Annotated in this window: 20 protein-coding genes; 3 read left to right on the forward strand and 17 right to left on the reverse strand. The window is 46.3% G+C overall.

From position 1 onward, the window contains the following. Positions 1 to 8: 8 nt before the first annotated feature. The 17 genes from atpF to NDJ01_RS17140 all read right to left on the reverse strand — a co-directional run bounded on the left by atpF (position 9) and on the right by NDJ01_RS17140 (position 13,839). Positions 9 to 479, reverse strand: a complete 471-nt coding sequence (atpF, locus tag NDJ01_RS17060) for a F0F1 ATP synthase subunit B (protein ID WP_031780375.1) — start codon at positions 477 to 479, stop codon at positions 9 to 11. Between the two features lie 74 nt (positions 480 to 553). Further along, positions 554 to 808 carry a F0F1 ATP synthase subunit C gene (gene atpE / locus NDJ01_RS17065; protein ID WP_002540812.1) on the reverse strand — a complete coding sequence of 85 codons (255 nt, stop codon included), beginning with the start codon at positions 806 to 808 and terminating at the stop codon, positions 554 to 556. Positions 809 to 865: 57 nt separating this feature from the next. Continuing rightward, positions 866 to 1,678, reverse strand: a complete 813-nt coding sequence (gene atpB, locus NDJ01_RS17070) for a F0F1 ATP synthase subunit A (RefSeq protein ID WP_005378922.1) — start codon at positions 1,676 to 1,678, stop codon at positions 866 to 868. An 8-nt stretch (positions 1,679 to 1,686) separates the two neighbouring features. Next, on the reverse strand, positions 1,687 to 2,076 hold the full coding sequence (locus tag NDJ01_RS17075) for a F0F1 ATP synthase subunit I (RefSeq protein WP_005378921.1): 390 nt from the start codon (positions 2,074 to 2,076) through the stop codon (positions 1,687 to 1,689). 189 nt (positions 2,077 to 2,265) lie between these two features. Next, positions 2,266 to 3,147, reverse strand: a complete 882-nt coding sequence (locus NDJ01_RS17080) for a ParB/RepB/Spo0J family partition protein (protein WP_258587043.1) — start codon at positions 3,145 to 3,147, stop codon at positions 2,266 to 2,268. A gap of 24 nt (positions 3,148 to 3,171) precedes the next feature. Continuing rightward, entirely contained in the window at positions 3,172 to 3,945 is a 774-nt protein-coding gene (locus tag NDJ01_RS17085) for a ParA family protein (RefSeq protein ID WP_005383838.1), read from the reverse strand. A gap of 10 nt (positions 3,946 to 3,955) precedes the next feature. Further along, the gene (gene rsmG, locus NDJ01_RS17090) at positions 3,956 to 4,591 is read right to left on the reverse strand and encodes a 16S rRNA (guanine(527)-N(7))-methyltransferase RsmG (RefSeq protein WP_005378902.1); all 636 of its coding nucleotides are present in this window, start codon (positions 4,589 to 4,591) and stop codon (positions 3,956 to 3,958) included. After that, a complete protein-coding gene (gene mnmG / locus NDJ01_RS17095) occupies positions 4,591 to 6,486 on the reverse strand; it encodes a tRNA uridine-5-carboxymethylaminomethyl(34) synthesis enzyme MnmG (protein WP_005394094.1) in 1,896 nt (631 codons plus the stop codon). The genes rsmG and mnmG overlap by 1 nt, the downstream gene beginning before the upstream one ends. A gap of 477 nt (positions 6,487 to 6,963) precedes the next feature. Next, a complete protein-coding gene (gene mioC, locus NDJ01_RS17100) occupies positions 6,964 to 7,398 on the reverse strand; it encodes an FMN-binding protein MioC (protein ID WP_005394096.1) in 435 nt (144 codons plus the stop codon). A 99-nt stretch (positions 7,399 to 7,497) separates the two neighbouring features. Next, positions 7,498 to 8,859, reverse strand: coding sequence for a tRNA uridine-5-carboxymethylaminomethyl(34) synthesis GTPase MnmE (mnmE, locus tag NDJ01_RS17105; RefSeq protein WP_258587044.1), 1,362 nt, complete (start codon positions 8,857 to 8,859; stop codon positions 7,498 to 7,500). Between the two features lie 117 nt (positions 8,860 to 8,976). Further along, complete coding sequence (yidC, locus tag NDJ01_RS17110; RefSeq protein ID WP_005383834.1) at positions 8,977 to 10,599, reverse strand: membrane protein insertase YidC; 1,623 nt, start codon at positions 10,597 to 10,599, stop codon at positions 8,977 to 8,979. Between the two features lie 2 nt (positions 10,600 to 10,601). Then, the gene (yidD, locus tag NDJ01_RS17115) at positions 10,602 to 10,859 is read right to left on the reverse strand and encodes a membrane protein insertion efficiency factor YidD (protein WP_005378822.1); all 258 of its coding nucleotides are present in this window, start codon (positions 10,857 to 10,859) and stop codon (positions 10,602 to 10,604) included. Continuing rightward, positions 10,826 to 11,149: a ribonuclease P protein component gene (gene rnpA / locus NDJ01_RS17120; protein WP_005394102.1), complete on the reverse strand. Its 324-nt coding sequence runs from the start codon at positions 11,147 to 11,149 to the stop codon at positions 10,826 to 10,828. Before rnpA ends, yidD begins: the two co-directional genes overlap by 34 nt. A gap of 46 nt (positions 11,150 to 11,195) precedes the next feature. Next, positions 11,196 to 11,330: a 50S ribosomal protein L34 gene (gene rpmH, locus NDJ01_RS17125; RefSeq protein ID WP_005378825.1), complete on the reverse strand. Its 135-nt coding sequence runs from the start codon at positions 11,328 to 11,330 to the stop codon at positions 11,196 to 11,198. A gap of 242 nt (positions 11,331 to 11,572) precedes the next feature. After that, on the reverse strand, positions 11,573 to 12,310 hold the full coding sequence (locus NDJ01_RS17130) for an amino acid ABC transporter ATP-binding protein (protein ID WP_005378827.1): 738 nt from the start codon (positions 12,308 to 12,310) through the stop codon (positions 11,573 to 11,575). Beyond that, positions 12,307 to 12,978 carry an amino acid ABC transporter permease gene (locus NDJ01_RS17135; protein ID WP_005378829.1) on the reverse strand — a complete coding sequence of 224 codons (672 nt, stop codon included), beginning with the start codon at positions 12,976 to 12,978 and terminating at the stop codon, positions 12,307 to 12,309. Before NDJ01_RS17135 ends, NDJ01_RS17130 begins: the two co-directional genes overlap by 4 nt. 114 nt (positions 12,979 to 13,092) lie before the next feature. Then, entirely contained in the window at positions 13,093 to 13,839 is a 747-nt protein-coding gene (locus tag NDJ01_RS17140; RefSeq protein ID WP_005378831.1) for an amino acid ABC transporter substrate-binding protein, read from the reverse strand. A gap of 412 nt (positions 13,840 to 14,251) precedes the next feature. Between NDJ01_RS17140 and dnaA the strand changes: the two genes are divergently transcribed. The 3 genes from dnaA to recF all read left to right on the forward strand — a co-directional run bounded on the left by dnaA (position 14,252) and on the right by recF (position 17,911). Next, positions 14,252 to 15,658, forward strand: coding sequence for a chromosomal replication initiator protein DnaA (gene dnaA, locus NDJ01_RS17145; protein ID WP_005378835.1), 1,407 nt, complete (start codon positions 14,252 to 14,254; stop codon positions 15,656 to 15,658). 63 nt (positions 15,659 to 15,721) lie between these two features. Then, the gene (dnaN, locus tag NDJ01_RS17150; RefSeq protein WP_005394106.1) at positions 15,722 to 16,822 is read left to right on the forward strand and encodes a DNA polymerase III subunit beta; all 1,101 of its coding nucleotides are present in this window, start codon (positions 15,722 to 15,724) and stop codon (positions 16,820 to 16,822) included. Positions 16,823 to 16,831: 9 nt separating this feature from the next. Further along, complete coding sequence (recF, locus tag NDJ01_RS17155) at positions 16,832 to 17,911, forward strand: DNA replication/repair protein RecF (RefSeq protein WP_258587045.1); 1,080 nt, start codon at positions 16,832 to 16,834, stop codon at positions 17,909 to 17,911. The last annotated feature ends 2 nt before the right edge of the window (positions 17,912 to 17,913 follow it).

Below are 17,913 nucleotides of genomic sequence, written 5' to 3' on the forward strand. Positions count from 1 at the left end.
CCCCAGACTTAAAGTTTTGCAGTAATGTTGTCGAGAATATCTTTTTGCGCATCTTTATCGATAGAACGCTCAAGGATTTTCTCAGCACCAGCTACAGCCAGAGTAGCAACTTGTTTGCGCAGGTCATCGCGCGCACGATTGCGTTCAGCTTCAAGTTCTGCTTCTGCTTGCGCTAGGATTTTCTGGCGTTCTGCCTGAGCTTCCTCGCGAGCTTCATCAAGAATTTGAGACTTGCGCTTGTTCGCTTGTTCGATGATCTCAGTTGCTGTGCGCTTCGCTTCTTTCAATTGATCAGAAGCGTTGGCTTGTGCTAGATCCAAGTCTTTCGCAGCACGTTCTGCTGCTTGAAGGCCATCAGCAATTTTCTTCTGACGCTCTTCGATCGCTTTCATCAATGGTGGCCATACATACTTCATGCAGAACCACACAAATAGTGCAAACGAGATTGCTTGACCTAGCAGAGTTGCGTTTATGTTCACAACAGCTACCCCTCTATTTGGACTTAGTGTTAATCAGTGACAAGCGCTAATCGCTCGTCCCGAGTTAAAGGTGATTAACCTAGTTGACCAACGAATGGGTTTGCGAAAGTGAATAGTAGCGCGATTACGATACCGATCATTGGAACCGCATCAAGTAGACCCGCGATGATGAACATCTTAACTTGTAGCATAGGAGCCATTTCTGGTTGACGTGCAGCACCTTCTAGGAATTTACCACCTAGCAGTGCGAAACCAATCGCTGTACCAAGAGAAGCAAGACCGACGATAATACCTACGGCGATTGCAGAAAAGCTCAGTAAAGTTTCCATTACTATCTCCAATTTATAGTTGTTGGCTTAGTGCCCAAATAAAAAGCTTTAAAAAAATTAATGATCAGGATCTTCGTGTGCCATTGACAGGTAAACAATTGTCAACATCATGAATACGAAGGCTTGAATCGTAATAACCAAGATATGGAAGATTGCCCACGGTAGTGAACCCATCCATTGTAAGTACCATGGTAGCATTGCCGCACAAAGAATGAATACAACCTCACCCGCGAACATGTTACCGAATAAACGCATACCAAGTGATAGAGGTTTCGCCAGTAGCGATACCACTTCAATCAGTAGGTTAAACGGAATCATAAGTGGGTGATTGAATGGATGTAGTGCAAGTTCTTTTGCGAATCCACCTAGACCTTTCACTTTGATGCTGTAGTAAATCATCAATGCAAAAACGCCTAGAGCCATAGCCATGGTGATATTCACATCAGCAGACGGTACAACCTTAAGGTAAGGGATACCTAGCCAATGTTCTGCTGGGTACGGTAAGAAGTCGATAGGAACTAAGTCCATCACGTTCATCAAAAATACCCAACAAAAGATAGTCAGTGCTAAAGGCGCGATCAGTGGGTTGCGTCCATGGAACGTGTCTTTGACGTTATCGGCGACAAATTCAACGATCATTTCTACAGCACACTGAAGCTTACCCGGTACACCCGCTGTTGTTCTCTTCGCTACTTTGTAAAAAATTCCGAGGAAGATTAAACCAGTAAACCAAGAAAAAAACAGGCTATCGATATGTACGTTCCAGAAACTTGTCTCCGACCCTACTAAACCCAACTTATACAGCGATAGGTTAGAAAGGTGGTGGGCAATGTAACCGGACGATGTTAGCGCTTCACCTGGCGCAGCCATAACTCATCCTATTTTTTGTTGTTAATGAATAGCACTGGTGCACAGATATTAATACCTAGTACCAGCAAATAGGTTAGTTTGAGGGGAACAAGTTCCACCTGCATATACATGTAGGCAACATAGAACAGTGCAACCGTGATGAGAATTTTCAGTACTTCACCCGTATAGAAGGAAGCCGCGATGCGCTTGGCAGCGCGAGCCCCACTAAACATGAAAGCACACAGCGCGAATACTGCATTGGCAACAACAAAAATGCCTCCGCCAATCAGCGCTGAAAATCCCCAGTCAGGATTTATGGCTACCGCCATTCCTGCTGCCACAAAAATAACCGCGCCAGACTGGATCATTAACAATTGCCTTGCGAGCTCTCGTCCTGGTCTAGCTAACGCAGCTACCATGTATTCGTACCTCTAGTAATATCCACTTCGCACTAAACTCTCTGTGCTGGGAAATTGGCGAAAATTATACGTTCAGTTCAACGTAAAGCAATTCGATTGCATCAAAAACTTACAGTTTTGTTTACAAAACGACAACTTTCGCACAAAATTCGATTAATTAGATTAATTGACCTAAATCAATTATCTCATCTAGGCCTCAAGCTTGGCAATTAGTTGGTCCAATTTGTGAGGCTCATCAATACTTATCGTCAATTTCGCTTTTCCGTTTGCAGAACGGGTCAGAGAAACTTTTGCATCAAGCAGCTGACTCAATTTATGCGACATTTGCTCAGCTTCGGTATCTTCTTGTTGCCCTTTTTGCTCATTTTGTGGGGCTAAGCACTTTTTTACTAACTGTTCGGTTTGGCGAACAGTCATTTGCTTTTTCGCGACTTGTTGAGCAACCTCAACCTGCTGCTCACCCTGCAAGGCCAATAGCGCTCGCGCATGACCCATTTCTAGCAATTTATCCGCAACCAAGCTTTTCACATCGGACTCAAGCTGGTTTAAACGTAACAAGTTACTGACCGTCGTTCTCGACTTACCAATCACTTCTGCGACTTGTTGATGCGTAAGCGTAAATTCGTCTTGTAAGCGCTCAAGCGCTTGTGCTTCTTCAATCACATTCAAGTCTTCACGTTGAATGTTCTCAATCAACGCCATGGCAATCGCCGCGCGATCTTCGACTTTCTTCACCAAACACGGCACGCGTTTTAAACCAGCCTGCCTTGCCGCACGCCAGCGGCGCTCACCTGCGATGATCTCAAACTGGCCGTTTTCAACCTGGCGAACCACAATTGGCTGAATAATGCCTTGTGACTGAATCGAAGCCGCTAATTCTTCTAGCGCTTCAGGCGCCATATCTTTACGCGGTTGGTATACGCCCGGTTGCAAGTGACCAATCGCTAAGTCGGTTAACTCACCGTCTGCCGATAATTCTTGGCTATGCGATGCAATATGCTGTTTTTCACGAGCAAACGAACTGGTCGACAATAACGCATCCAGTCCTTTTCCGAGACCACGCTTAGACATGGGATTGAATTCCTTAGGTTAGAGTTAAACTGGGATTTCTTCGCGGCGGAGCATTTCGCCCGCTAGAGCAAGATACGCTTTGGCCCCTGCAGAGTACTTATCGTAGTACATCGCTGGTTTACCGTGACTTGGCGCTTCAGCCAAACGCACATTACGCGGAATGACGGTACGGTAAACTTTATTGCCAAAGTGTTTTTTAAGTTGATCGGACACTTCATTCGATAGGCGGTTGCGCGGGTCGTACATCGTACGCAGTAAACCTTCAATCTTGAGGTTTTCGTTTACCACAGCCGCCAACTTGCTGATTGTGTCCATAAGAGCAGTTAAACCTTCTAACGCAAAGTATTCACATTGCATCGGCACCAGCACAGAATCAGCTGCTGCCATCGCATTGATTGTAAGAAGGTTTAGAGAAGGAGGACAATCAATAAAGATGAAATCATAGTTATCGCGAACTGACGACAATGCATTTTTTAAACGCACTTCGCGAGCGAACACTTCCATCAATTTGATCTCTGCCGCGGTTACGTCACCGTTCGCCGCGATCAAATCATACTTCCCTGTGGTTTGGGTACATACGACTTGATCGAACGGTGTATCTTCGACCAAAAGATCGTATGCGGTGGCATCGACCATATACTTATCCACGCCACTGGCCATCGTAGCATTGCCTTGCGGGTCGAGATCGATCACCAAAACCTTGCGCTTTGTTGCCGCCATCGAAGCCGCTAAGTTAATGCACGTTGTTGTTTTGCCGACCCCACCTTTCTGGTTGGCGATTGCTACAATTTTACCCACGATTACCTCGCTAATTTTCCTTGCGCGATAAGATTACTAGATGACGATCACCTTCCAACTCAGGAACAGCTAAAGATATGATCTCTGTCACACTGCACCATTCAGGAAGCTGATCCATTTCATCTTTAGGGTGCTGTCCTTTCAGCGCTAGAAACACCCCATGCTCTTGTTTCGGCAAATGGTGGCACCATTCCACCATGTCTGTCATTGAAGCAAAAGCTCGACTCAAAACGCCATCAAATTTTTCTTCAGGTTGGAATTCTTCGACGCGACTTTGAATTGGTGTCACGTTTTTCAGCCCTAATGTGTGCACGACTTGCTTGATAAAACGGATGCGTTTGCCAAGACTGTCGAGCAAGAAGAAGGTCTTCTCAGGGTTCATGATTGCCAAAGGTATGCCCGGTAAGCCCGGACCAGTACCAACATCAATAAAGCGCTCACCGGGCAGGTGTGCGCTCACCACGATGCTATCAAGAATATGTTTCACTAACATATCAAGCGGATCACGTACCGATGTTAAATTGTACGCTTTGTTCCACTTATCGAGCAGTTCGACGTAACCGACCAATTGCTCTCTTTGTTGCTCTGACACTTCTAAATCGGTTTTCGCGATCAGTGAATCCAGCTTTGTTCGCAATGCGCTCATTATTCTTCCTCACCTTTCTTCAGCAAACCATGCTTTTTCAAGTGAACAAGTAGAATAGAAATTGCAGCAGGCGTAATACCAGAAATGCGCGATGCAATACCGATGCTCTCTGGTTTGGCTTCACTCAGTTTAGCAACGACTTCGTTTGATAAACCTTTTACATCGCGGTAATCCAAATCTGCGGGTAGCTTGGTATTTTCGTGACGCAATGATTTTTCGATCTCTTCCTGCTGACGCTTGATGTAACCATCGTATTTTACTTGAATTTCAACTTGCTCAGCCGCTTGCTGATCTTCAAGTGCAGGAGCAAACGCTTCAAGTTGCGTCAGTTGCGAATAAGTGATCTCAGGACGACGCAGAAGATCCTCACCACTAGCTTCACGTGCCATTGGGGTTTTCAGCAGCTTGTTCAGCTCATCCACGCCTTCTGACTTCGGATTCATCCACGTTGATTTCAAACGCTGACGTTCCGTTTCCATGTTATTGATTTTCTCGTTAAAGCGAGCCCAACGAACATCGTCAATCAAGCCTAACTCGCGTGCTTTTTCCGTTAAACGTAAATCGGCGTTATCTTCACGTAGCAACAAGCGGTATTCCGCACGAGAAGTGAACATGCGGTACGGTTCTTTCGTACCCATGGTCGATAAATCATCAATCAATACGCCCATATAAGCTTGGTCACGACGTGGGCTCCAGCCTTCTTTGTCTTGGCTGTACAAGCTTGCGTTTAGACCGGCCATCAAGCCTTGCGCTGCGGCTTCTTCGTAGCCAGTCGTACCATTAATCTGACCGGCAAAGAACAGACCATGAATAAACTTGGTTTCGTACGTTTGCTTCAAATCACGTGGATCGAAGAAATCGTACTCAATCGCATAACCAGGACGAACGATATGCGCATTTTCAAAGCCTTTCATTGAGCGAACGATTTGTACTTGCACATCAAATGGCAAGCTAGTCGAGATACCGTTAGGGTATAGCTCGTGCGTCGTTAAACCTTCTGGCTCAATGAAGATTTGGTGGCTATTTTTATCCGCAAAACGCATCACTTTGTCTTCAATCGACGGGCAGTAACGCGGACCAATGCCTTCAATCACACCCGCGTACATCGGACTGCGATCCAAGTTGCTACGGATCACATCGTGCGTTTGCTCATTGGTGTGCGTAATAAAACATGGGATCTGACGCGGGTGTTGTTCGCGTTTACCCATGAATGAAAATACAGGGGTAGGGTTATCACCGTGCTGAGCTTCAAGCACTGAAAAATCAACGGTGCGAGCATCAATGCGCGGTGGGGTACCCGTTTTTAAACGATCCACACGGAATGGCAGTTCACGTAATCGATCCGCTAATGCGATCGACGGTGGATCTCCTGCACGTCCGCCTGAAGAGCTCTCCATGCCAATGTGGATCTTACCACCAAGGAACGTACCTACCGTTAGTACGACGGCTTTCGCATGGAAGCGAAGTCCCATTTGAGTCACCACGCCAACTGCGCGGTCTTGTTCAACAATCAGATCATCCACTGACTGCTGGAACAGCGTTAAGTTAGGTGCATTTTCTAATGCGTTACGGACGTACGCTTTGTACAGAGCACGATCCGCTTGAGCTCGAGTCGCTCGAACTGCAGGACCTTTGGAGGCATTTAGTGTACGGAATTGAATACCTGCATGGTCGATGGCTTCAGCCATCAAACCGCCCATAGCATCCACTTCTTTTACTAAGTGACCTTTACCAATACCACCAATCGCCGGGTTACAAGACATCTGGCCTAATGTATCGATGTTATGGGTAAGGAGAAGCGTTTTTTGTCCTGTGCGTGCAGATGCGAGCGCGGCTTCCGTTCCTGCGTGTCCGCCACCGACAACAATGACGTCAAAGTTTTCGTGATAAAGCATGAACTGACCTCAGGTATTCAAAGGGATTTAATGGACAGATAAAGGAGCAGTATTTTACCTGCTTTATGCCACAGAGAAAAACGTTTTCTCGTTTTATCCGTTTTAAGCTTCAAGATAAATATATATAAGATCTATATATATGATCTTTTATTAGATCTACTATTAGGATCGACCATTTCTGTGGATAACCTAAAAATGATCAACAAGATCATGGATCTTCTTTAGATCATATCTTGTGATCATGACTGGATCAGATCGAGGATTACCTGGGATCAAAAGTGGTAGTTATACACAGGGGGTAAAATTGATCAAAGTTGTTATTGGGATAACTAAAGGAAAATCACTGGATCTTATCGTAGTTATCCACAGTTCGTTTGGTTGGTTTTTGAGCAGTTAAACAAAATAATTTGACGGGAGTTATTCACATTGGGGAAAACAGAGCCGAATTTCGACTCTGTTGAAGGGAAAGCGGGGAGCTTAAAAGCGTTCGATATTTTCTTTTAACCATGCCTCTGCGGCGTCTTCGGGTACAGCATGGCTCAGTACATCAATCTTAAGACAATCAGCGAGCGGTGTGGCACCAATGTCCTCTAGTAAATCATAAGCGTGTTGACCAGCGGCGCAGAACGTATCATAGCTTGAATCACCAATCGCAATCACTGCGAACTTTACGTCGGTCATTTTCGGCGGGGTATTTTGTAATGCCGCGATAAAAGGTTGAATATTATCAGGGTACTCACCAGCCCCATGGGTTGAGGTGATCACCAACCACGTTCCTTGATTTTCGATCTCATCAAGAGATGGCTGATTGTGGATCGTTGTTTCAAATCCATTCTCGTTGAGTAGATCACTCAGGTGATCCCCTACGTATTCTGCGCCACCTAGCGTGCTGCCTGTAATAATGTGGATCATACTTCTTCCTTATTGAATGCGACGGCTAAAGCTCAGGATGGCTTGCCGTACAAAAAGAAACGCGGTGTGAGTTAAGCTCAGCACCGCGCGTTCGATTATTTACTTCCCGATACAGAATGAAGAGAAGATTCGGCCCAGTAAGTCGTCAGAACTGAACTCGCCGGTAATCTCGTTGAGATGCTGCTGGGTGATGCGCAGCTCTTCTGCCAGTATCTCACCAGCCATATAGCCTTCAAGCTGTTCCTGGCCTATTTGAAGGTGCTGTGCGGCGCGTTCCAACGCATCGAGGTGACGGCGACGAGCCATAAAGCCACCCTCACTGTTGCCTGAGAAGCCCATGCATTCTTTTAGGTGTTCACGCAGAGCTTCAACCCCTGCACCAGTTTTCGCTGACAAGCGGATGAGGGTAGGGTTATTGACGTGGCAGATCCCCATTTCTTCACCCGTTTGATCCGCTTTGTTTCGGATTACGGTTATGCCGATATTGTCGGGGAGGCGATCCACAAAGTCTGGCCAGATATCTTTCGGATCGGTGGCATCGGTTGTGGTGCCATCCACCATAAACAAGACGCGGTCTGCTTGAGCTATTTCATCCCACGCGCGCTCGATACCGATTTTCTCGACTTCGTCGGAGGCATCACGCAGACCTGCTGTATCAATGATGTGCAGTGGCATTCCATCAATGTGGATATGCTCACGTAGGACGTCACGCGTGGTACCTGCGATGTCGGTTACGATTGCAGACTCTTTGCCTGATAGCGCGTTCAGTAGGCTTGATTTGCCCGCATTTGGACGACCAGCAATCACGACTTTCATCCCTTCACGCATGATCGCGCCTTGGTTGGCTTCTTTGCGCACCGCATCTAGGTTGTCGATGATGGCTTGTAGGTCACCAGCCACTTTGCCGTCGGCCAGAAAGTCGATCTCTTCTTCTGGGAAGTCGATGGCTGCCTCAACATAGATACGCAAATGAATCAGCGACTCAACTAAGGTATTAATGCGCCCTGAAAAGGCGCCCTGTAAGGATTGCAGCGCCGATTTTGCTGCTTCTTCAGAACTTGCATCAATGAGGTCTGCAATTGCTTCTGCTTGAGCGAGGTCGAGTTTATCGTTCAGGAACGCGCGTTCAGAGAACTCACCAGGGCGAGCAGCTCGAATACCATTAACACCTAGAATGCGTTTTATCAGCATATCCATCACGACGGGGCCGCCATGGCCTTGCAGCTCAAGTACGTCTTCACCTGTAAATGAGTGCGGGTTAGGGAAGTACAGAGCGATGCCCTGATCAAGCACAGTGCCATCTTCTGACTTAAACGGCAGGTACTCTGCATAGCGGGGCTTTAGTGTCTTACCCGTGACTTCTAACGCCACTTGGTTGGCTTTAGGGCCTGATACTCGAATAATACCGACACCGCCACGACCAGGTGCGGTCGCTTGAGCGACAATCGTATCTGTAGTCATAATTTTGCCTTTTGAGCTGGGCTCAAATTGAGCCATAACTTTAGTTAGCTGAATTGTAATCAGCCAAAAACAAAAAGGCGACCTTTTGGCCGCCTTTCTCAATCATTTCCTAAAAGGTTACTTGCTGTGTAAGCCTTTTTTCTCCAACCCTTTGTAGATAAGAGTTTGCTGGATAAGCGTTACGATGTTCGACACCAACCAGTACAGAACGAGACCTGATGGGAAGAACAAGAAGAAGAAGGTAAACATAACCGGCATAAAGGTCATGATCTTCTGCTGCATTGGATCCGTTACCGTTGTCGGGCTCATCTTCTGGATTAGGAACATAGACGCACCCATCAATAGCGGCAGGATGTAGTAAGGGTCCTGTGCTGAAAGGTCATGAATCCAACCGAAGAATGGTGAGTGACGAAGCTCTACCGATTCCATTAGCGCCCAGTATAGTGCGATGAAAATAGGCATCTGTAGGATAAGAGGTAAACAGCCACCTAGTGGGTTTACTTTCTCTTTCTTGTACAGTTCCATCATTTCTTGGCTCATACGCTGACGGTCATCACCGATACGCTCACGCATTGCTTGCAGCTTAGGCTGAAGCATACGCATTTTCGCCATAGACGTGTATTGCGCTTTTGTTAGTGGGTACATTGCACCACGAACGATGAAGGTCAGACAGATGATTGCCACACCCCAGTTACCAACAAAGCTCTGGATGAATGAAAGCAACATATGAAGAGGCTTCGCAATGAACCATAACCAGCCGTAGTCCACTACTAGGTCTAGGTTAGGTGCCACTTCTGCCATTTCATCTTGCAGTTTTGGACCAACCCAAAGTGTTGCTTCAAACTTAGCCTGATCGCCTGTTGCGATAGTTTTGTTTGGCATACGAACGCCGATGTCGCCTAGGTTGCCAATTACACGAGTGTATAGGTTAGTACCTGGTTCGTTACGTGGGATCCAAGCTGCGGCAAAGTAGTGCTGAATCATTGCTGCCCAACCTTGGCCATCGGCTAGGTTAAGAGACAGGTTGCGATCCTGCATATCATCAAAGCTGTACTTCTTGTAACGCGTATCTTCTGTTGAGTATGCGCCACCACGGTAAGTAGGCATTGTGATGCTGCCACCATCGTCCATTAGGTTTTGACGTAGGTGAGCGTACATACCAAATGTTGCGTTGTTGCCTGAGTTGTTCACTACATCGTATTCAACATTAAGCGCGTAGCTGCCGCGTTTAAAGATGTAAGTTTTGGTGTATTCGATGCCGTTTGCAGTGAATGTCATCGGAACTCGAAGTTCATCTTGACCGTCAGCCATTGTGAAGCTGTCTGCACTTACGTTGTAGTGAGGGCGATTTGTGCTGCTCAAGTCGATACCTTGAGGACCCACTAGACCGCTTTGAGCGATAAATTGGTGACCTTGAGCGTCTTTAAGCAGAACAAAGGAATCTGATGAATCTAACTCAGCAGAGTATTCGTTAAGGTTGGCATGTACCACATCGCCACCAACGGTGTCGATCGACAGAGTTAAAACATCAGTCGTTACTGTGATAGTTTTTGCAGAAGCTTGCTGTTGACCAGGAACTGGGTCAAGTTCATCAGCAAAAGATGGTGCAGGTAGAGTGCTGCTTGATTGAGCCTGTTCAACTGCTTGAGGTTCTGGATTCTTTGCAACTTGCCATTGTTGAAACAGCAAAAAAGAAACCAGGGCCAAACCGATGAGCAGGATATTACGTTGAGAATCCATCGTTAGTTATCTCTGTCTTGTTTTTGGACTGGTGGAACGGGGTCATACCCCCCTTCATTCAAAGGGTGGCATTTTAATAGACGTTTGCCTGATAACCAACATCCTTTTACAAAACCGTGAGCTCTCAAAGCTTCTAGCGCGTAAGTGGAACAGGTTGGTGTGAACCGGCAACGAGGACCAATCAAAGGGCTGATAAACCAGCGATACAGATAAACGAGCCCAATGGCTATCCACGTGAAGGGCGAGACAGGCGTTGCCATAGCTTATCAAACAACTTAAAAATTTCCTCATTGCTTAAATCTTGCGCGCTTTTCTTCGCAATCACAACAAAATCTTTGTTTGGAAGCTGATGTTGATTGTTACGAAAGCTTTCACGAGCCAAACGCTTAAATCGGTTACGACCGACAGCCGTTTTGATTTGCTTTTTTGGAACCGCTAAACCTAATCGTGGATGAGAAAGTTTGTTATTGCGAGCAATGATGGTGAAATGAGGCGAGCCAGCTCGATGAGCTTGCTGAAAGACGTTTTGATAATGCTCGGGAGTTAACAAACGTAACTCCCGATTAAACGCGTACGTGTTCAAAATAAACTAGCGATTATTTTGATAGGCGCGCACGGCCTTTTGCACGACGTGCGTTGATAACTTTACGACCGTTCTTAGTTGCCATGCGAGCACGGAAGCCGTGAGTACGCTTGCGCTTTAGAACTGTAGGTTGAAAAGTGCGTTTCATGATAATTACCTTTACTGATCAGTAGTTTTAGGTTCTTGTTAAACCCGGCGTGGGTATTTGCTTTCTTATATAAAGAAGCTCTTTATATAGAGAAGGACAACCGACGCCTCTCAACAAAGAGGCGGAATTGTAATCACACTCACATAATGTGTCAATGACTCAATGAGTACGAAATTCCGGCCGGGCGATTATACGTAGTGTGAGTAAAATCTCAAGGATCAATCGATCCTGATGCTTGATCGTTACTCTATTCCTACTTGGTTAAGGAATTTTTTCAAACGAGGATCTTGTGGATTATCGAAGATATCCTGTGGAGAACCTTGCTCAACGATATTGCCTTCCGCCATGAAGATCACTCTATCAGCGACTTCTTTCGCGAATTGCATCTCGTGCGTCACCACCAGCATGGTTTGATGCTGATTAGCTAACTTCTTCATTAATGAGAGAACTTCACCGACCCATTCAGGATCCAACGCAGAAGTTGGTTCGTCAAATAACAGCAGTTCTGGTTGCAGCGCCATCGCTCGGCCGATACCCACACGTTGTTGTTGGCCGCCAGACAATGCCGCTGGATAACTATCTCCTTTATCCCCAAGGCCAATGTCATCCAGAATTTGTTGCGCTCGTTTGAGAGCATCGGCTTTTTTCCAACCTCGAACGGTCACTAGACCTTCGGCAATGTTCTGGCGCGCATTCATGTGGGCAAACAGGGCATAGTTTTGGAACACAAAGCCAGTTCGACGACGCAGCGCTAATACTTCGGCTTTAGTGTGTTTTTGAGTATCAACGGAGATGTCATCTATCGTGATACGACCTTCATCTGCTTGTTCTAGAAAGTTCACCGTACGCAGCAAGGTTGATTTACCCGTGCCACTTGAGCCGATAATCACGATGATCTCGCCTTGCTTAATATCGAGGTCGATGCCTTTCAGCACTTCAGTCTCACCAAAACGTTTGTGAATATTTTCTAACTTAATCATCGTACGTACGCCTTATTCAGTTTTGCTTCTGCCCAGATTTGTACGCGAGTCAGAATCACCACCACGCCCCAGTAAATAAGAGCAACCGCAAGGAAAGCTTCAAAGAAACGGAAACTTGATGAGGCTTCCATCTGTGCTTTCGCCATGATTTCGGCCACACCAAGCGTGAAAGCGAGAGACGTTGACTTGATCATATCGATGAAATAGTTCATCAATGAAGGCAGTGCGACACGCGTTGCTTGAGGTAAAATCACTCGGCGCATTGCTTGGGATGTCGTCATACCCACCGATAAGCTGGCTTCCATCTGGCTGCGATCAATACCAATAATGGCGGCACGAATGCTTTCCGCCATATAAGCGGCAAAGTGCAGCGTTAAACCGATCACCGCTGCTGAGAAGGCGTCGATACCCACCATCAATGGGAAAATTTGTGGTAAGCCGTAATAAAGCAGGAAAAGCTGAACTAAGAGAGGGGTGCCACGGAAGAAGCTGATGTACAGTTGGCTTAATTGATCCAGAACTGGCAGTTTAAATACGCGAATATTGGCTAAAATGACGGATAAAATCAGTGAAAACACCAATCCCCACGTCGCCATTTCCATGGTAGTGCCAAGATATTTCAGCAATATCGGCAGCAGTTCCAACATGTAATTAAAGTCAAATCCCATACGGCTTACCTAAAGGCTAGAGAAAAGAAAAGGTGGAAAACAAGTTCCACCTTTACGTAAGTTTATTTTAGTCCGAGAGTGATACCACTTTGCGGCTTAAAGTACAAAGAGTTCTTATTTCGTGATGTCAGCGCCAAACCACTTCACGGAAATTTTCTCTACTGTACCATCTGCGCGCATCTCAGCCAGTGCTTTGTTTACTTCTTCTTGCAGCTTACGACCTTTCTCGTTGTCCACGAAAGGCCATGCGTTTTGAATGGTTTCAAACGGTTCGCCTGCCAATTCCAGAGGAAGGCCAGTTTTCTTAATCAGCTCTAATGCAGAAAGACGATCCATTACAAACGCGTCTGCACGACCGAGTGCCACATCATGTTCGATACCTGTATCGTACGTTTTGATGTTGATCTTGCCATCTTTGTCGTACTGACGAAGCAGTTGCTCAAAGTTAGAGCCTAGGTTCACCGCAACGGTTTTACCCGCGAGATCGTCAACACCTTTGATGCTGTCGTTGCCTTTACGCACGGTAATTTGTGCGCCATCTACAACGTAAGGGTCAGCAAATAGGTATTTGGCTTTACGCTCATCAGTCATGGTGATTTGGTTGGAGATCGTATCGATGCGACCGGTTTCTAGCAGACCAAATAAACCAGAGAAGTTAGCGGTTACGTATTCGATTTTGTAATCGTTGCGTTTGCCGATTTCATCCCACATGTCGACTTCAAAGCCTTGTAGCTTATCTTGCTTTACAAAAGTAAACGGGAAGTAGCGACCTGACATACCAACTTTGACTTCAGTAGCGGCTTGTACGGTTGCTGCCGACAGTGCAATGGCTGCAACGGCAACCTTAATCCAGTTTTTCATAATACATCTCCATAATTTTATGGTTGGAAATACTACTGTTAGTTAGCTCAATTAAATAAATAACCAAGAGCAATAACCTAGACCTGTGAGTTATTAGATAATAGAAGAAGAATGTTAAATGTGACGAAAATGCGAACTGAACCAGGGGAAATGATCGACAAAATCAGCATTGGGAATAAAATAATACACAGACTTATCACCAATCACTCGATCTTGTGAATTTTGCCCAATTGTGGATCGTTGTGTGGGCAAATTTGGGGCAAGGTGTGTTGATCTCATCAAGTTTACAGAAATAATTGTGAATAACTTGGATCTTATTCACTGGATCGTCGATCAATCGCTGGCGATCTTGGTTATCAACAGGTAAAATTGCCAGTCTTTTCCGATAATTCAATTACTCAGTGGGGGCACCGTGTCATCTTCGCTTTGGCTGCAATGTTTGCAGCAGCTTCAAGAAGAGCTACCAGCTACAGAATTCAGCATGTGGGTTCGTCCGCTACAAGCGGAGCTCAATGACAATACTCTCACTCTATTCGCGCCAAACCGCTTTGTGTTGGACTGGGTGCGTGATAAGTATCTGAACAATATTACTCGTTTACTACAGGAATACTGTGGTGGCGACATTCCTAACTTACGCTTTGAAGTGGGGAGTCGACCTGTCTCTGCTCCAAAACCAGCGCCGACACGTACGCCTGCAGATGTGGCTGCGGAGTCATCTGCACCTGCGCAATTACAGGCACGTAAGCCAGTACACAAAACCTGGGATGACGACGCTCAAGCGATTGCGGCGATCAATCACCGCTCAAACATGAACCCAAAACACAAGTTCGACAACTTTGTTGAAGGTAAGTCGAACCAACTGGGTTTGGCTGCGGCGCGTCAGGTATCGGATAACCCAGGTGCAGCTTACAACCCACTATTCCTATACGGCGGCACGGGTTTGGGTAAAACCCACTTATTGCATGCGGTGGGTAACGCGATTGTGGATAACAACCCGAACGCGAAAGTGGTCTACATGCACTCAGAGCGTTTTGTGCAAGACATGGTAAAAGCGCTGCAAAACAATGCGATTGAAGAATTCAAACGCTACTACCGCAGTGTGGATGCACTCCTTATCGATGACATCCAATTCTTTGCTAATAAAGAACGTTCGCAAGAAGAATTCTTCCATACCTTCAACGCACTATTGGAAGGTAACCAGCAGATCATCTTAACGTCTGACCGTTATCCTAAAGAGATTAATGGCGTTGAAGATCGTCTTAAATCTCGCTTTGGTTGGGGTCTTACTGTTGCGATCGAGCCGCCTGAGCTTGAAACGCGTGTGGCGATCTTGATGAAAAAAGCCGAAGATCACCAAATCCACCTTGCTGATGAAGTGGCGTTCTTTATTGCCAAGCGTCTGCGTTCGAACGTTCGTGAGCTAGAAGGTGCACTGAACCGTGTTATCGCTAATGCGAATTTCACTGGTCGTCCAATCACGATTGATTTTGTGCGTGAAGCGCTGCGCGATCTGCTTGCTCTGCAAGAGAAGCTGGTTACTATCGACAACATTCAAAAGACCGTGGCTGAATACTACAAGATAAAAGTGGCGGACTTGCTGTCCAAACGTCGCTCTCGTTCCGTAGCGCGTCCTCGTCAGCTGGCCATGGCGTTAGCAAAAGAGCTAACCAACCACAGCTTGCCAGAAATCGGTGATGCGTTTGGGGGCCGTGACCATACGACCGTACTTCATGCGTGTCGCAAGATTGAGCAGCTGCGTGAAGAGAGCCACGATATTAAAGAAGATTACTCTAACTTGATTCGCACCCTGTCCTCGTAATCGGTTAGAATAACGGTATTCTAAGCAAATCATTTATTGAGCTGACAGCGTAAAGAGCCAAGCATGAAATTTACCATTGAACGTAGTCATTTAATCAAACCGCTACAGCAGGTTTCGGGCGCTTTAGGTGGCCGACCAACTCTGCCAATCCTAGGTAACCTACTTCTTAAAGTAGAAGAGAACGTATTGTCGATGACGGCAACCGATCTTGAAGTAGAGTTAGTAAGCAAAGTGACGCTAGAAGGTGATTTTGAAGCGGGCAGCATTACCGTTCCTTCGCGTAAGTTTCTCGATATCTGCCGTGGTTTACCGGACGATGCGATCATCACATTTGTTTTAGAAGGTGATCGCGTACAAGTTCGCTCTGGTCGCAGCCGTTTCTCATTGGCAACGCTTCCTGCGAACGATTTCCCTAATATTGAAGACTGGCAAAGCGAAGTGGAAGTATCACTGAGCCAAGCTGATCTACGTACGCTGATCGACAAAACTCAGTTCTCGATGGCGAATCAAGACGTTCGTTACTACCTCAACGGTATGTTGTTTGAAATTGACGGTACCACGCTACGCAGCGTGGCGACGGACGGCCACCGTATGGCGGTATCGCAAACTCAGCTAGGTGCGGATTTTGCGCAGAAGCAAATCATCGTGCCACGCAAAGGTGTGCAAGAATTAGTGAAGTTGATGGATGCGCCAGAGCAGCCCGTAGTACTTCAGATCGGTAGCTCCAATGTTCGTGCTGAGGTGAATAACTTTACTTTTACCTCTAAGTTGGTTGATGGTCGTTTCCCTGACTACCGCCGCGTATTGCCTCAGAGCACCAATAAGACCCTAATAGCAAGTTGTGACGAGTTGCGCCAAGCCTTTTCTCGTGCTGCGATTCTTTCCAACGAAAAATTCCGTGGCGTGCGTGTGAATCTGGCTGATACTGAAATGCGCATAACCGCGAATAACCCAGAACAAGAAGAAGCGGAAGAGATGCTTGATGTAACCTTTGAAGGTGACGCCATCGAAATCGGCTTTAACGTAAGCTATGTGCTTGATGTTCTGAACACGTTGCGTTGTGAAAATGTACGTGTGTCGATGTCGGATGCTAACGCTAGCGCATTGATTGAAAATGCCGACGATGACAGTGCCATGTACGTGGTGATGCCAATTCGTCTATAAGCCAACTGAATGCCTCTTTCTCGTCTCATCATTCAGCAGTTTCGAAACATTAAAGCCTGTGATATTGAGTTATCAGCAGGCTTTAACTTTCTTATCGGGCCGAACGGCAGCGGTAAAACCAGTGTCTTAGAAGCGGTTTACCTGCTTGGGCATGGCCGCTCATTCAAGAGCTCTCTCACCGGACGAGTGATACAAAATGAGTGTGATGAACTGTTTGTTCATGGTCGTTTTTTGAACTCGGATCAATTTGAGCTACCTATCGGCATTAATAAGCAGCGTGATGGCTCAACAGAGGTTAAAATAGGCGGTCAATCTGGACAAAAATTAGCGCAGTTGGCACAAGTTCTGCCTCTGCAGTTGATACACCCAGAAGGGTTTGATTTACTGACAGATGGCCCTAAACATCGTCGTGCGTTTATTGATTGGGGCGTGTTTCATACCGAGCCCGCTTTTTATCAAGCATGGGGAAGGTTCAAACGCCTGAACAAGCAGCGCAACGCGTTGTTGAAAACCGCCAATAGTTATCGTGAGCTCAGTTATTGGGATCAGGAAATGGCAGGATTGGCTGAAAGCATCAGCCAATGGCGAGCAAGTTACATCGAGCAGATGAAAACCGTCGCAGAAACTATCTGTCAGACATTTTTGCCAGAATTTGAGATCCAATTGAAGTATTATCGTGGCTGGGATAAAGACACCCCATACCACGAGATACTAGAAAAGAATTTTGAGCGTGATCAGGCATTGGGATACACCTTTAGTGGCCCAAACAAAGCTGATTTGCGCATTAAAGTGAACGGAACGCCCGTTGAAGATGTTCTGTCACGCGGTCAATTAAAACTCATGGTGTGTGCATTGCGTGTCGCGCAAGGGCAACACCTGACAGAGATGACCGGTAAACAATGCATTTACCTAATTGATGACTTCGCGTCGGAATTAGATAGCCAACGTCGCAAGCGTCTTGCTGACTGCTTAAAAGAGACGGGCGCACAAGTATTTGTAAGCTCTATCACTGAAAGCCAAATCGCCGATATGTTGGACGATAACGGTAAATTGTTTCATGTGGAACATGGCAGGATAGAGTCAAACTAGAA

This window comes from Vibrio sp. HS-50-1 (assembly GCF_024747315.1).
Lineage (GTDB): Bacteria > Pseudomonadota > Gammaproteobacteria > Enterobacterales > Vibrionaceae > Vibrio > Vibrio diabolicus.

Bases quoted from the DNA above. Each gene is read 5' to 3' on its own strand.
- atpE (WP_002540812.1), bottom strand. From the start codon at position 808: ATGGAAACTTTACTGAGCTTTTCTGCAATCGCCGTAGGTATTATCGTC.
- atpB (WP_005378922.1), bottom strand. From the start codon at position 1,678: ATGGCTGCGCCAGGTGAAGCGCTAACATCGTCCGGTTACATTGCCCAC.
- NDJ01_RS17075 (WP_005378921.1), bottom strand. From the start codon at position 2,076: ATGGTAGCTGCGTTAGCTAGACCAGGACGAGAGCTCGCAAGGCAATTG.
- NDJ01_RS17080 (WP_258587043.1), bottom strand. From the start codon at position 3,147: ATGTCTAAGCGTGGTCTCGGAAAAGGACTGGATGCGTTATTGTCGACC.
- rsmG (WP_005378902.1), bottom strand. From the start codon at position 4,591: ATGAGCGCATTGCGAACAAAGCTGGATTCACTGATCGCGAAAACCGAT.
- mnmG (WP_005394094.1), bottom strand. From the start codon at position 6,486: ATGCTTTATCACGAAAACTTTGACGTCATTGTTGTCGGTGGCGGACAC.
- mioC (WP_005394096.1), bottom strand. From the start codon at position 7,398: ATGATCCACATTATTACAGGCAGCACGCTAGGTGGCGCAGAATACGTA.
- mnmE (WP_258587044.1), bottom strand. From the start codon at position 8,859: ATGACTACAGATACGATTGTCGCTCAAGCGACCGCACCTGGTCGTGGC.
- yidC (WP_005383834.1), bottom strand. From the start codon at position 10,599: ATGGATTCTCAACGTAATATCCTGCTCATCGGTTTGGCCCTGGTTTCT.
- yidD (WP_005378822.1), bottom strand. From the start codon at position 10,859: ATGGCAACGCCTGTCTCGCCCTTCACGTGGATAGCCATTGGGCTCGTT.
- rpmH (WP_005378825.1), bottom strand. From the start codon at position 11,330: ATGAAACGCACTTTTCAACCTACAGTTCTAAAGCGCAAGCGTACTCAC.
- NDJ01_RS17130 (WP_005378827.1), bottom strand. From the start codon at position 12,310: ATGATTAAGTTAGAAAATATTCACAAACGTTTTGGTGAGACTGAAGTG.
- NDJ01_RS17135 (WP_005378829.1), bottom strand. From the start codon at position 12,978: ATGGGATTTGACTTTAATTACATGTTGGAACTGCTGCCGATATTGCTG.
- NDJ01_RS17140 (WP_005378831.1), bottom strand. From the start codon at position 13,839: ATGAAAAACTGGATTAAGGTTGCCGTTGCAGCCATTGCACTGTCGGCA.
- dnaN (WP_005394106.1), top strand. From the start codon at position 15,722: ATGAAATTTACCATTGAACGTAGTCATTTAATCAAACCGCTACAGCAG.
- recF (WP_258587045.1), top strand. From the start codon at position 16,832: ATGCCTCTTTCTCGTCTCATCATTCAGCAGTTTCGAAACATTAAAGCC.